Origin of the sequence: Psychromonas sp. L1A2 (genome assembly GCF_009828855.1) — a bacterium.
Lineage (GTDB): Bacteria > Pseudomonadota > Gammaproteobacteria > Enterobacterales > Psychromonadaceae > Psychromonas.
In genome coordinates, this window is sequence record NZ_WUAG01000001.1 from 2379677 (window position 1) to 2393084 (window position 13408).

A 13408-nucleotide genomic window follows, 5' to 3' on the forward strand; every position below is an offset into this window, starting at 1 on the left:
TAAATGTTCATTAATTAATCTATTACTTAAGATGTATCAATGAAGCGAGCGCATGATAATTAACTCAGTGCTTTAAATCAACCGTTAACATTCATAATTCCGTGATTTATAACAATTCTTGCCTTAAATAGACTGATGCGCCTAATAATCCAGGATTTTCATGGGTTATTAAATAGGTTGGGATAGTTTGTAAATAGTCTTTGAAACGTCCTTTGGCTTCAAAAAACGTTCTGAATTCACTATTTTTAAAAAATTCAACAAAACGAGGCACAATACCACCGGCAATATAAACGCCGCCTTTACAGTCCAAACTCAGTGCTAAGTTACCAGCGAAACCGCCCATTGCTTGGCAAAATAAGGTTAAGGTTTGTGTGGCTAATTCACATTCATTATTTAGTGCTGCTTTTGTAATGTCTGCCGCTTCAAAAAATTCAGGTTGTTTACCTGCTAAACGACAAAGTGCGTGATAAATATTGACTAAGCCTTGCCCTGATAATAAGCGCTCTGCTGAAACATGCCCAAACTGTGCTTGTAGTAATAATAAAACGTCTGCTTGCTGTGAGGTATTAGGTGCAAAGCTAGTATGACCGCCCTCACCATCTAAACTTACCCACTTTTCACCTTGTTTGATGAGATGTGAAACACCTAAGCCAGTACCTGGGCCAAATATCGCTTTGACACCATCAGTTACTGCTTCACCACCACCAATTTTTATTTTTTGGTGGTCTGGTACAAAAGGCACGGCAAAAGAGATCGCCGTATAGTCATTAATTACATGTAATGTTTTCAGTGAAAACTTATGTTTAAATTCTTTTTTTGAGAACTGCCAGTTAAGGTTGGTCATGGTGACGAGATCATTTTCTACAGGGCAAGCAATACCGATACACACGTTAATAACAGGGTCTTGAAAAGTGGTAAAGTATTGAGCAATGGCCGCTTCGAGCGTAATGAATTGTGCACACGGGTATTCTCTTACTTTGGAGATTTCTGTTGTTGCTATGTCTAACACCGCTAACCGTATATTGGTACCGCCTACATCTGCAATCACTGATAACATAAACCTACTCCTGATTATTCAACATCATGTTTGATAAAGAGACTGATCGATTTCTCAATTCTTTACGTTAAATTTTAAATTTTTGATCTGAAACATTATTAGCCTGTAATAAAATGACATGAATCCGTCACTTATCTATTATACTTTGTCATTGGAAATGTTCTTTTATGTAGTTTTATTTCATTTTCAGTTATAAATTTTCAGTCAGCATGCCAATTACTAGTCGCCAACTTATTACTACCGAGTAAATAATAAAATGAACACTTTAGAGCTAATTAAAAAAAACCTTGATACGTTTAGTAAATCCGAACGCAAAGTAGCAGAAGCGATTCTGGTTTCACCTGAAACGGCTATTCACTCTAGCATAGCAAATTTAGCTAAAACTGCTGAAGTGAGTGAACCAACGGTAAATCGTTTTTGTCGTCGTTTAGATACTAAGGGTTTCCCTGATTTTAAACTACATTTAGCACAAAGTTTAGCCAATGGCACGCCTTATGTGAACCGTAATGTAAATGAAGACGATGGTCCTGAAGCGTATACATCGAAAATTTTTGAATCGACGATGGCTTGTTTGAACACGGCTAAAAATGGACTGGATACTAACCTCATTAATCGTGCTGTTGATGTGTTAACACAGGCGAATAAGATTTCTTTTTTCGGTTTAGGTGCTTCTTCTTCTGTTGCACATGACGCGCTTAATAAGTTTTTTCGCTTTAATATTCCTGTTTCTTGTTTTGATGACATCGTAATGCAACGTATGAGCTGTATTAATAGTAGTGAAGGTGATGTGATTGTTTTAATTTCTCATACAGGACGTACTAAACTGTTAGTTGAAGTGGCGCAACTTGCTCGGGAAAATGATGCATTTGTTATTGCGTTAACGGAAGCGAATTCGCCGTTAGCTGAACAAAGTAATTTGGTGCTATCTTTAGGTGTGCCGGAAGACACTGATGTTTATATGCCAATGTCTTCTCGTATTGCACAGCTGGTATTAATTGATGTACTAACTACTGGCTTTACTTTACGCCGTGGTGCAAAATTTAGAGACAACTTAAAGAAAGTAAAAGTTGATATTCAAGATTCTCGTTTTGAAAAAACCGGTGATGAAGAGTATTAACAGTATTAGCGTGTTAATGTGTGAAAGCATTAATGTAATATAATCAGAACAGAAAAAGAATAATTAAAATAAGTTCATTAACCCTCTTTAGCCTTATATTTTTTTATATGTAACAGGAGTTAACATGGCAAGACGTACGAAAATAGTAACTACTTTAGGCCCTGCAACGGATCGCGATAATAATTTAGAAAAAATCATTGCCGCTGGCGCTAATATGGTTCGTATGAACTTCTCTCACGGAGAAGCTGCGGATCATGTAAAACGTGCACAGCAAGTAAGAGAAATCGCGGTCAGATTAGGCAAAGAAGTGGCGATCATGGGTGACTTACAAGGCCCCAAAATTCGTGTATCTACTTTTGAAAACAATAAAATCCAGTTAGTAATCGGTGATAAATTCACGCTAGATAGTGATATTGAAAAAGGCCAAGGTAATCAACAAGAAGTTGGTCTTGACTACAAAACATTGCCACAAGAAGTAGACGCTGGCGATGTCTTATTATTAGATGATGGCAGAGTACAACTTAAAGTTGAATCTGTTAATGGTAACAAGGTTCATACGGTTGTCACCATCGGAGGCCCTTTATCTAATAATAAAGGGATTAATAAACAAGGTGGCGGTTTATCTGCTGCGGCGTTAACTGATAAAGACAAAAGAGACATTTTTACAGCCGCTGAAATTGGTTGTGATTACTTGGCGGTTTCTTTCCCACGTAACGGTGCGGATATTCATTACGCACGTAAGCTCGCTCAAGAAGCAGGTTGTTTTGCTAAGATTGTAGCAAAAGTTGAACGTGCTGAAGCGGTTGAAACAAAAGAGGCACTGGAAGATATTATTTTAGCATCTGACGTTGTGATGGTGGCTCGTGGTGATCTGGGTGTTGAAATTGGTGATGCCCGTTTAGTGGGTGTTCAAAAAGATATGATCCGTACTGCTCGTCGTTTGAATCGCGTTGTTATTACTGCGACACAAATGATGGAATCGATGATCAGTGCACCAATGCCAACACGTGCTGAAGTAATGGATGTTGCTAATGCGGTACTTGATGGGACTGATGCTGTTATGTTATCTGGTGAAACAGCAGCTGGTGACTACCCTGTTGAAACGGTTAAAGCGATGAGTGATGTTTGTATTGGGGCTGAAAAACACCCTAGTATTAATGTTTCAAATCACCGTATCAACCATACTTTTGATGATCCGGGTGAAGCATTAGCCATGACGACTATGTATGCTGCGAACCATACTAACGGTGTAACGGCGATTGTTGCACTGACAGCTTCAGGATCTACGCCACTATTAATGTCTCGCTTAAGTTCAGGTTTACCGATTTATGCCTTATCGAGTAATCAGCAAACATTGAACTATTGTGCATTATACCGTGGGGTGACACCGGTTAAATTTGAATCAACAACGACAAGTAGTGTTGAGTTTATTGCAAATGCATTAGATACATTAAAAGCAGCAAACTTAATTAAAACAGGTGATTTAATCTTGTTAACACACGGTGATGATAATGAGCAAGGCTCTACAAACACTTGTAAAATCATTAAAATTTAATAGAGTCTAATAATACCAGTCACACTAATTATTTGAATCTAAGTGATCTCATTAAGAGATCTATTTTACTTATTTAACGAAATCGGTAAAGACGACCATTTTAATGTGATAAATTTAAAAAGCCCCACTATTACTATCAATAGTGGGGCTTTTTATTACTCTTTAAAACATAAACGCTAAGCTTAAGGCATAGCTAATACCAAAAGAATTAATAAGGTGATCATTCTTTTGGTGCTGTTTCTGAAAACATTGGATCAGTGTTAGCAAGATCTAATACTTTCTGTAACTCAGGGTAGCTTTCTAATGAGATAAGGTTTCTAAATAGAGCCCAATCTAGAAAAATAGCTAATCTTGTTTCAGCATCTGTCAGTGGTAATGCATCACTAAAGCTTTTGTCATTAATCGCCGCTAATCCAGATTCAATGCGTTTTTGTTGACGTGTTAAGTAAACACTTTTTTCAGGCGTTATTCCGTCAAACTTACCTAGCATGACTAAATTAACACACGCATCTAGCACTGTGTTGGTCATATGGTATAGCTCTACTTCTTCCACATCAGTTAAAAAACCTTCGCCAGCTAGCTCATAGATATGCGTTAAAATTGAGGTTGAATCTGTTAATTTTAATTCGCAATCAATTAATAGCGGTACTTTTTTAGTGGGAGATAATTCAGCACTTTGCGTTGCATCTATTTCAATAAAGTCACAATCAAGCTTTGTTTGTAACAAAGCAATACGACAATGGCGAACAAAAGGTGAAGTATAGCTACCGTATAATTCCATAGGAGACCTTACATTTAAAATGACAATTTATGATGATAAACAACAATGTATAACAACTAACACTGTAAAGGAAACTTACTTTATGGGCATAATAATTATTAGTCAACTAGCTAAATCTATTAATGTAACTAATGGTTCAGATTTAGCGCTAGTATCAAACTATTACCGTTATCATTCATTGTTAAATAGGCAGCACTCTATTACGTCCTAGGCTTTTAGCCTTGTAGAGGTATTCATCTGCACGTGCAATAAAGTCAGTGATCGTTTCATTAGGTTTACTTTCAACAACACCAAATGAAGCCGTAATACTATTAATGACTTGGCCTGAGCGTTTGTCTTTTAATGATAATTTTTCTAATTTTTTGCGTATCGCTTCTGCAAAGTGTCGAGCAATGCGAATGTTCGTTTTAGGTAATAACATCACAAACTCTTCACCACCAAAACGGTAAGCAGTGCTTTCGTCTCGCATACTTTCATTAATTTTTCGACCTACTGCCTTTAATACTTGGTCACCCAATAAATGTCCCCAAGTATCATTAAACTTTTTGAAGTGATCGATATCGCAAAGAATAAGGCATAAGCCTTTGGTATCCGCTTGTAGGTAGGCAGATAATTCAGTATCAAATGCATAACGATTAAACAACCCCGTCAAGGAGTCATACATAGCGGCATTACGACTCTCCGCTAACTGTACTTTTAAATTTCCAATTTCCTTGGTTGCCATCGCTAAACTATTACCAAAAAACTGCGTTGCACTGCGCATGTGTTTTGCATCTTTCTCTAATGTTTTTAGCAAGCCAACCACTTCATCAAGTGACCACCCTTCTTCTTCGACTTTACTAATGTTGGCGACATTTTTTTCAAAGGATTGAGCAAATTCATTAGTGTCAGAATGTGTATCTGTTACTAACTGATCAAGCTGCGTCATCATTTTTTCAATAGTTGAACGAAATTCCCAAGTATCAGCCTCTAAAGGAGAGCTAACATGTTCTCTATATAATGATTCTGCTTGAATTGGCGGACAAATGCTGGAGGAAGCTAATAGATGATCCATCGACTCTTTTAAAGCTAAATTCTTTTCAGCCACATAATGATACCAAAGTGCATAATTACTTGGTGTAGTAGGCACTGAGTATTTCATCATTAACGGCAATGCTTTTTTTAAATTATTCGCAGATTCTACAATTAGTTCTTTGCTCATCGGTCACTTTCTTATCTATCCATGAATTTATTGTTTAAAATTATAAACCCTAAAGAGGTATCTATGTATAAAAATAGTTTATTAGAAAACATTATATGAAGTTATAAGTTGATAATTAGACATGGCGCAACAAAAATTTAATTGAAAATATTTTTAATTTACTTATAAATAACTTTTAAGAGTCTGATTTTAAATACAAAAAATGTAAAACCTATTTTTACTGATCTTGCTCAATAATTGTTATCACATGTACATTTACAAGACATTATAAAGCAAGTATTCTTGCGCCCCTGCGCATTATGGCGCTATTTATTCCTACTAATTATGCAACTTAATTTTAAGTAAAGGTAAAAACAGAGTGACAGAAAGAAAATCATTTACGCTAGGCACAATATTAACTTTTATCCTTCCATCATTGGTTGGATTGATATTGTTTATGGCACCAATTCAATACGATAATGCACTGACGATACCGATTGCGATTATTTCAAAAGCGTTGCAAGCTTTTTTAGGCGATTCGATTACTTTGATCGTGACTTTGGTCGTGTTAATTACCGCGGTATTAAGCTTAATTTGTAAGTTGTTTAATCCGGTTATTTTACAACAATCTAAATTTATCCACGGTTTATTAAACGTTAGCCCTGTTTGGTTAGCGATTCGATTATTAGGTGCATTTTTCATTGCCGCAACTTATTGGCGCTTTGGCTCTGAAATGATCTATTCTTCGAATACCGGCGCATTGGTATTAAATGATTTATTGCCAGTTTTACTGTGTGTCTTCTTTTTGGCTGGGCTGTTATTACCTTTGTTATTGAACTTTGGTTTATTAGAGTTATTTGGTACTTTGTTAACAAAAGTGATGCGACCAGTATTTAACTTACCGGGTCGCAGTGCAATTGACTGTATGGCCTCTTGGCTAGGCGATGGTAGTGTTGGTATTTTAATGACGAGCAAACAGTATGAGTCACGTTTTTATACTCAACGTGAAGCGGCGGTTATTGGCACGACCTTCTCTGCGGTTTCAATTACCTTTTCTTTGGTGGTTATTTCACAAGTTAAATTAGAGTACTTATTTTTACCGTTCTATTTAGCGGTATGTGCTGCGGGTATTGTGGCGGCGATTGTTGTGCCTAAATTACCTCCTCTACGCAATAAAAAAGATCTTTATATTGATGGCTCAGTTCGTCAAGAAAACGATGAGAAAACGCCTGAAGGCCATCATGTTTTATCATGGGGATTCCATCAAGCATTAACCCGTGCAGAGCAATCTAATGGTATAAAATCAACATTACAAGATGGCATCAAAAATGTCATTGATATGGTGTTTGGTGTTATTCCTGTGGTGATGGCAATTGGTACTGTTGCGTTGATGATTGCTGAATATACGCCAATCTTTAATTACCTTGGTATGCCATTTATTCCGTTACTTGAGTTATTACAAATACCGGAAGCAGAGCAAGCATCAACAACCATTGTGGTTGGGTTTGCAGATATGTTCCTTCCCTCGATTTTAGCGGCGTCTATTGAATCAGATATGACACGCTTTATTATTGCGGCGATGTCGGTAACACAGTTAATTTACATGAGTGAAGTGGGCGCATTATTGCTAGGTAGTAAAATTCCGGTTAGCATTAGCGAATTATTTATTATATTTATTCTACGTACCTTGGTAACGTTGCCAGTTATTACTGCTATCGCACATCTTATATTTTAATTCATTGCTAAGATAAGAACGTAGAATGAAGTAAAGTAAAAGACAGTCAAAACAGATTGATAGTAAACGATAAAAGCGAATGATAACAAGCCAGTTATCATTCGCTTTTTTATATTAAATGGATGTACTTAACGTTAAGTCTAAGTGCATCCATTTAAGTGTTCAAGAATCTTAAACATGCTCGTATTGATACCAATCTGGATAAATTATTGGTCTATTTAGGCGTTAGGGAAAATGGATGATAGCAAGGCGTTGATTGCAGTAACTAGTATTCTCATTACAAAATCAATAACGAAGCTAAAATTCATTTTAACCAGCATAAATGACTAGATAATGACTTAGATTGGTATTCAATTAACACGCAAAGGAAAGCAACATGGATATTGCATTATATCTTCACGCAATGACTGGTTTATTAGTCATCATTGATCCTATCGGTTCAGCATTAATTTTTAACTCATTAACAGCGAGTAGTGACCAAAAACACCGTAATTTAATGGCAGTAAAGTCCGTTATTATTAGTGGTATTACCCTTATTTTATTTGGTAATTATGGCGAGGCTTTGTTCTCACAGCTGGGTATTAATATCAATTCACTGCGTATATCAGGTGGTTTATTACTGTTTTACACTGCGTTTATTATGATCACTCAAGAGTTGAAGTTTACTAACACAGACAAAAACTCTGATATTTCAGTATTCCCCATGTCGATACCTTTATTGGCAGGCCCTGGCACATTAACTTTAGCGATTCTTTTGTTCTCACAAAATACCGAAGGCAATGATTCAATCCTTTCCGTGAGTGCTGCGATTGTGAGTGTCTTAATCATCACTTTAGTCGCTATGGTTGCCTCTAAATACCTTAAGAAAATGATTGGTAAAACGGGTGATGAAATATTACGTCGTTTCTTAGGTGTTATCCTTGCTGCATTAGCAATACAGTTTATTTATGAAGGCATTCGTAATATTTCGATGTAGTGAATAGTTTTTCAATCTTTAATCGCTCGAAGACATAAATTTGCTTTAACCCCAATAAACTACTGGTTTTATTGGGGTTGTTTTTTAGCAGATGGAACATGGTTTGCTAACAACAATTACCGTTAATTGTTAACAGAAGTTATCGTTATTGCTTAAATACCTTTAATGTAATTCACCTTCTTTCTCAACACTTCCATAGTATTTATGACAACTTTCTAGCGATGTAAAAGTCAAAATAATTAAATCATACATACTCTATATACTGTTTAGATCATACCAATCACACTAATTAACCTCTTTTGATTAATTCTCCGATAGACGATTAACGACTTAATCTTTGAAAGGCCTCAATTTACGTCTTAAACTAAGTCATTTTCCTGCGCAAAATTTAGAACATTTATTTAATGTAATCGGTATAATCAATCATTCAACACTAAGTTATTGCGCAATATCAATAAGAAAGTAAATGAGATGATTCAAACTATATTTATTCAATTTTCTTTCAAGACTCAATGTAAATAATCGATTTAAAAGTAAATTGAAAAGGCGATTTACAAGGTAATTTAAAATCAATTTCAACAATTAAAAGTTGAATAATAAAGTAATGAACTCAGTTGCCAGTAAGACTTAAGCCCAACAATAAGACTCAACATGAGAAGGATTTTCATATGAAAAAGCACATTCTTTGTTCCATCGATTTAGCTTATTTAAAAGAAGCTGCTGCGATATTAATAGAAGCAGAAAAACAAGCGAGTCTGGATGACGCAAAACTGACGATCATTACCGTGATACCTGATTACAGATCTTCTTGGGTTGGCTCATTTTTTAAAGAAGGTACGCTACGAAAAGCAGCACTAGCTGCAAGTGAAGAACTTCGTGAACTGGTCAAAACCACTTTGCCCAATCAAGAAAAAATTAAATGTATTGTTGAAGTAGGCGTTGTTTATGAACAGGTATTGAACAATATTAAAAAGTTAAAAATTGACTTGGTTGTATTAGGGGCACATAAACCGAATGTGATCGACCGATTAATTGGGCCAAATGCCTCAAGAATTGTGCGTAAATCTCCTGCATCAACCTTGGTGATTAGATTAGATTAGATTAAATTAATTTAATTGGTTAGTGTTGGCGTAATAAGGCTGAGTTAGTTTTTATTTCAATCTAAAAGCAACTCAGCCGACTTCAGCTTGTGTTGCTTATTTGACATTTTCTCTGGAATAATCAACGACACTTAACAAACGAATTGCATTGTTTATCTGAATTTAAGAAAGGTTAAAAGTCTAACTTAAGTTGTTGTTCTTTTACTTCAGGTTTTAACATGACACTGAGGCCAAGCAATCTAATCTCTCTACCTTTTTGCCTTTGAAGTATTTCTTGCAGAAGTTCACGAAAATGGGCGAGATCTAATTGCGTTTGTACATGCTCTATCGTTGTTAATTGAAAGTCAGCGAACTTTACCTTAATGCCCTGCTTTGTGATCTCTTTCGATGGAGAAGCTCGCTCTAATCGTTTATCTAATTCATGATAAAGCTTTTGTTCAATGAACTCCCAGCACTGATCGAAAGTAGAAATATTAGTTGAAAAGGTACGCTCCACGCCGACTGATTTACGTTCACGTTCAGTGATCACTTCTCGATTATCGATACCATGGCTATAATTCCATAATGACAAGCCCATACGACCATATTTTCTCAGTAATTCACGATAATCGGTATGTTTAATATCTTCACAAAGGTAGAAATTGCCTTGGTGAAGCTTCTTTAAACTCACCTTTCCTACACCTGGTATTTTCTCTAAGGGTAGCATATCAATGACGCCTTGAACTTCATTCGGCGGGATCACAAATTGCCCATCAGGTTTATTCATATCTGACGCGACTTTGGCCAAAAATTTAATAGGGGCAACACCTGCTGAAGCTGTCAGGTTCAATTCATTACGGATATCATTTCTAATCGCTTCTGCAATCAATGTCGCTGAACCATGTAATTGTTTGCAATCTGTTACGTCTAGAAAGGCTTCATCTAATGATAACGGCTCAATGATTTGAGTGTAGCGTAAAAAAATGGCTCGAATCTGTTTAGAAATGTCTTTATAAACTTGCATACGCCCCGGTACCACGGTTAAGTGGGGGCATAATTTTAAAGCTTGGGAAGTTGGCATTGCTGAATGCACACCATATTTACGTGCATCATAGTTACATGTGCTTATTACACCACGTTGAAGTGTGCTGCCTCCGACGGCAAGCGGAATGCCTCTGTAATTGGGCTCATCGCGCATCTCGACAGATGCAAAAAATGAGTCCATATCAATATGTACAATTTTACGTTGAACCTGAACTTTAGAGGTCACCTTATTTTTAGGGAGGATCACATCAGCACACATATTAGGGCAACCTTAAGACATAAAAGTAAGATGGCTATTTAACAACCTCTTAAATTGCATTTTCATCTACTTTAAACCTGTTTATTTATCCAGTTAATTTTATGGTAATAATCAAAAATTACAAGTACAAATAAAAATTGTATGCTACGTTTGACATTACCCTTAGGGGAAGGGTTAGGCTTTATCTATCAAATAACTATTCAGTAATTTCTGAGTAGACATTAAGCCGGAGGTAACTTCTATGACAGCACTACAACAAGTAACATTTCCCGTTTATGGAATGAACTGCGCATCATGTGCGAGCAAATTAACCACTGCTTTTAATGAGATTGACGGCATTGAAGCCAACGTGAATATCACTTTAGAAAAAGCGACACTCTCTATTGATGAAGCAGCATTAGCCACTCCGATAGCAACTGAAGTTGTATCGGTATTACAAAAAAAGGGTTATCAAACTGATTATCAACAAATCAGTTTTGAAGCTGATTGGTCATGTTCAAGTTGTGTTGAAACCACCTTGAATGCCCTTAAAAAACATCCATTAGTTCTGGATGTTAAAGCAAACTTTGCAACACAAATGGTTTACATTGAAACCTTAGAAAGCTTTATTAATGATCAATTTATTGAACAGTTAATCGCGTTAAGTCCTTATAAGTTAACACGTAAAATTGCAATTACTTCACAACAACAATTACAGAAAAAACAACAACAAGAACAAAAAAAGCAACAACAAGAAAAATTAAGTCTAGCGTTCGCTGTTTTATTAAGTTTGCCATTTTGGTTAGCAATGATAAACATGGTGTTTAGTGACACGCCATTGTTAGCACCTTGGTTAGAATTAGCATTAGCAACACCACTGCAATTTATTGTTGGGGCTCGCTTTTATAAAGGCGCTTGGAATAGTATCAAAAATTTCTCGGCTAATATGGATGTATTAGTTGTTTTAGGCACCTCAGCAGCTTACTTCTTCAGTCTTTATATGCTGTTAGAAGGCAGTACTGCCCATCTTTATTTTGAAACCAGTGCATTAGTCATTGTGTTGATTCGTTTAGGTAAATATTTAGAGTTTCGCGCTAAGCAAGCGAGTAGCAAAGCCGTCAGTGCCTTAAGTCAATTACAAGCGATCGATGCATTAGTTAAAAAAGGTAAAGAATTTAAACGTGTATTAATTGAACATGTGCAAGTTAATGACCTGATACAAATTGCAGCAGGCGATAAAGTCCCTGTTGACGGTGTGATTGTTGAAGGTAGCAGTTATTTAGATGAAGCGTTATTAACAGGTGAAAGTCGTCCTATTTTAAAAAATATAGATGACGAAGTTTTTGCAGGCACACTCAATGGTGATGGTGTGTTATTAATGAAGAGTACCGCCGTTAATGAGCAAACTAAGTTGCACCAAATAATACAGCTTGTTGAATCCGCTCAAATGAGTAAAGCCCCTATTTTGCAGTTAGTCGATAAAATAAGTTCTATTTTTGTACCGATCGTTTTAGGTATTGCAGTTATTACTTTTGGTGCTTGGTGGTTCGTCGGTGGCGACTTTGAACAAGCCTTAATGCACAGTGTTGCCGTATTAGTAATTGCTTGTCCTTGTGCGTTAGGTTTAGCGACACCCACTGCGATGGTCGTAGGTACTGGTTTAGCTGCTCAAAAAGGTATTTTAATAAAAGATATCAATACCCTACAACTTGCTCATAAGCTTAACCATATTGCATTTGATAAAACAGGTACGTTAACTAAAGGACAAGTCAGCTTAGATAATATTACGTCATTTGATAATGACTTCTTTTCTTTATTATTAGGTTTACAACAAGCAAGTAAGCACCCTATTGCAAAAGCAGTCATAGATCATTGCCAATCACTTGATGTTAAAGCATCCGAAGTGAGTGATATTCAAAGTATTCATGGTGAAGGTATTCATGGTCGCTTTAATGATGCCGATCTTATTGCGGGTAATAGCAAATTATTAGCGCGTTTTAATATTAATTTAACCGAACAACTTGCGATACATGCAGTGAATGTGGATCAAGATCAAAATATTATTTACGTTTGTTATCAACACACTTTAATTGGTTATTTTGTTATTGCAGATCAATTGCGTCCAGAGAGTAAAGAAGCGATTGAAGATCTTCATAAATTAGGTCTATCAACCATTTTACTTAGTGGCGATAAACATAGTGTTGTACAGGCGATGAGTAAGCAGTTAGGTATTAAAACCTTTTATGCAGAGCAAACACCGGAGCAAAAACTACAGCAGTTATCAGATTTGCAACAAGATTCATTAGTTGCAATGGTCGGTGATGGCGTCAACGATGCACCAGCCTTGGCCAAAGCAGATGTCAGTATTGCGATGGGTGGCGGCAGTGATGTTGCAAAACAAACGGCAGCGATGACCTTAATGCGTGATGACCCTCGCTTGATTGCCGTAGCGATTAAACTTTCACGAGCAACTTGGTCAACTATTCGTCAGAACTTATTTTGGGCGTTTATATTTAATACGTTAGCGATTCCAGCTGCAGCGTTAGGTTATTTAAACCCAACTATTGCGGCGATAGCGATGACTATCTCAAGCTTAACTGTATTAAGTAACTCATTGTTATTAAAACGTACTCGTCTTAAATAAAC

The 13408-nt window shown here is 36.3% G+C and carries 10 protein-coding genes; 6 read left to right on the forward strand and 4 right to left on the reverse strand.

The window, feature by feature from the left end; translation table 11 throughout:
- Window positions 1–106: 106 nt before the first annotated feature.
- Window positions 107–1057, reverse strand: a complete 951-nt coding sequence (locus GQR59_RS10060) for a glucokinase (protein WP_160062129.1) — start codon at window positions 1055–1057, stop codon at window positions 107–109.
- A 256-nt stretch (window positions 1058–1313) separates the two neighbouring features.
- Here GQR59_RS10060 and GQR59_RS10065 point away from each other — a divergent pair, with 256 nt between their 5' ends.
- Window positions 1314–2174: a MurR/RpiR family transcriptional regulator gene (locus tag GQR59_RS10065; RefSeq protein WP_160062131.1), complete on the forward strand. Its 861-nt coding sequence runs from the start codon at window positions 1314–1316 to the stop codon at window positions 2172–2174.
- A gap of 124 nt (window positions 2175–2298) precedes the next feature.
- On the forward strand, window positions 2299–3729 hold the full coding sequence (pyk, locus tag GQR59_RS10070; RefSeq protein ID WP_160062133.1) for a pyruvate kinase: 1431 nt from the start codon (window positions 2299–2301) through the stop codon (window positions 3727–3729).
- A gap of 220 nt (window positions 3730–3949) precedes the next feature.
- On the opposite strand, the gene GQR59_RS10075 is transcribed toward pyk, so the two are convergent.
- Window positions 3950–4510, reverse strand: coding sequence for a glutathione S-transferase family protein (locus GQR59_RS10075; RefSeq protein WP_160062135.1), 561 nt, complete (start codon window positions 4508–4510; stop codon window positions 3950–3952).
- Window positions 4511–4691: 181 nt separating this feature from the next.
- Window positions 4692–5711 carry a GGDEF domain-containing protein gene (locus GQR59_RS10080; RefSeq protein ID WP_160062137.1) on the reverse strand — a complete coding sequence of 340 codons (1020 nt, stop codon included), beginning with the start codon at window positions 5709–5711 and terminating at the stop codon, window positions 4692–4694.
- 358 nt (window positions 5712–6069) lie between these two features.
- Here GQR59_RS10080 and GQR59_RS10085 point away from each other — a divergent pair, with 358 nt between their 5' ends.
- The 3 genes from GQR59_RS10085 (at window position 6070) to GQR59_RS10095 (ending at window position 9501) form a co-directional block, all read left to right on the forward strand.
- A complete protein-coding gene (locus tag GQR59_RS10085; RefSeq protein ID WP_236546711.1) occupies window positions 6070–7425 on the forward strand; it encodes a YjiH family protein in 1356 nt (451 codons plus the stop codon).
- A 376-nt stretch (window positions 7426–7801) separates the two neighbouring features.
- Window positions 7802–8401 carry a MarC family protein gene (locus GQR59_RS10090; RefSeq protein ID WP_160062139.1) on the forward strand — a complete coding sequence of 200 codons (600 nt, stop codon included), beginning with the start codon at window positions 7802–7804 and terminating at the stop codon, window positions 8399–8401.
- 668 nt (window positions 8402–9069) lie between these two features.
- Window positions 9070–9501 carry a universal stress protein gene (locus GQR59_RS10095; protein WP_160062141.1) on the forward strand — a complete coding sequence of 144 codons (432 nt, stop codon included), beginning with the start codon at window positions 9070–9072 and terminating at the stop codon, window positions 9499–9501.
- 172 nt (window positions 9502–9673) lie between these two features.
- Here GQR59_RS10095 and dinB read toward each other — a convergent pair whose 3' ends face one another.
- Window positions 9674–10783 carry a DNA polymerase IV gene (gene dinB, locus GQR59_RS10100; protein ID WP_201288047.1) on the reverse strand — a complete coding sequence of 370 codons (1110 nt, stop codon included), beginning with the start codon at window positions 10781–10783 and terminating at the stop codon, window positions 9674–9676.
- Window positions 10784–11024: 241 nt separating this feature from the next.
- On the opposite strand from dinB, the gene GQR59_RS10105 reads away from it, so the two are divergent.
- On the forward strand, window positions 11025–13406 hold the full coding sequence (locus GQR59_RS10105; protein WP_160062143.1) for a heavy metal translocating P-type ATPase: 2382 nt from the start codon (window positions 11025–11027) through the stop codon (window positions 13404–13406).
- Window positions 13407–13408: the final 2 nt, after the last annotated feature.

Excerpts from the sequence above, each read along its gene's own strand:
- GQR59_RS10090 (WP_160062139.1), top strand. The coding sequence starts at position 7,802 with ATGGATATTGCATTATATCTTCACGCAATGACTGGTTTATTAGTCATC.
- GQR59_RS10080 (WP_160062137.1), bottom strand. The coding sequence starts at position 5,711 with ATGAGCAAAGAACTAATTGTAGAATCTGCGAATAATTTAAAAAAAGCA.
- GQR59_RS10105 (WP_160062143.1), top strand. The coding sequence starts at position 11,025 with ATGACAGCACTACAACAAGTAACATTTCCCGTTTATGGAATGAACTGC.
- GQR59_RS10095 (WP_160062141.1), top strand. The coding sequence starts at position 9,070 with ATGAAAAAGCACATTCTTTGTTCCATCGATTTAGCTTATTTAAAAGAA.
- GQR59_RS10075 (WP_160062135.1), bottom strand. The coding sequence starts at position 4,510 with ATGGAATTATACGGTAGCTATACTTCACCTTTTGTTCGCCATTGTCGT.
- pyk (WP_160062133.1), top strand. The coding sequence starts at position 2,299 with ATGGCAAGACGTACGAAAATAGTAACTACTTTAGGCCCTGCAACGGAT.
- GQR59_RS10065 (WP_160062131.1), top strand. The coding sequence starts at position 1,314 with ATGAACACTTTAGAGCTAATTAAAAAAAACCTTGATACGTTTAGTAAA.
- dinB (WP_201288047.1), bottom strand. The coding sequence starts at position 10,783 with ATGTGTGCTGATGTGATCCTCCCTAAAAATAAGGTGACCTCTAAAGTT.
- GQR59_RS10060 (WP_160062129.1), bottom strand. The coding sequence starts at position 1,057 with ATGTTATCAGTGATTGCAGATGTAGGCGGTACCAATATACGGTTAGCG.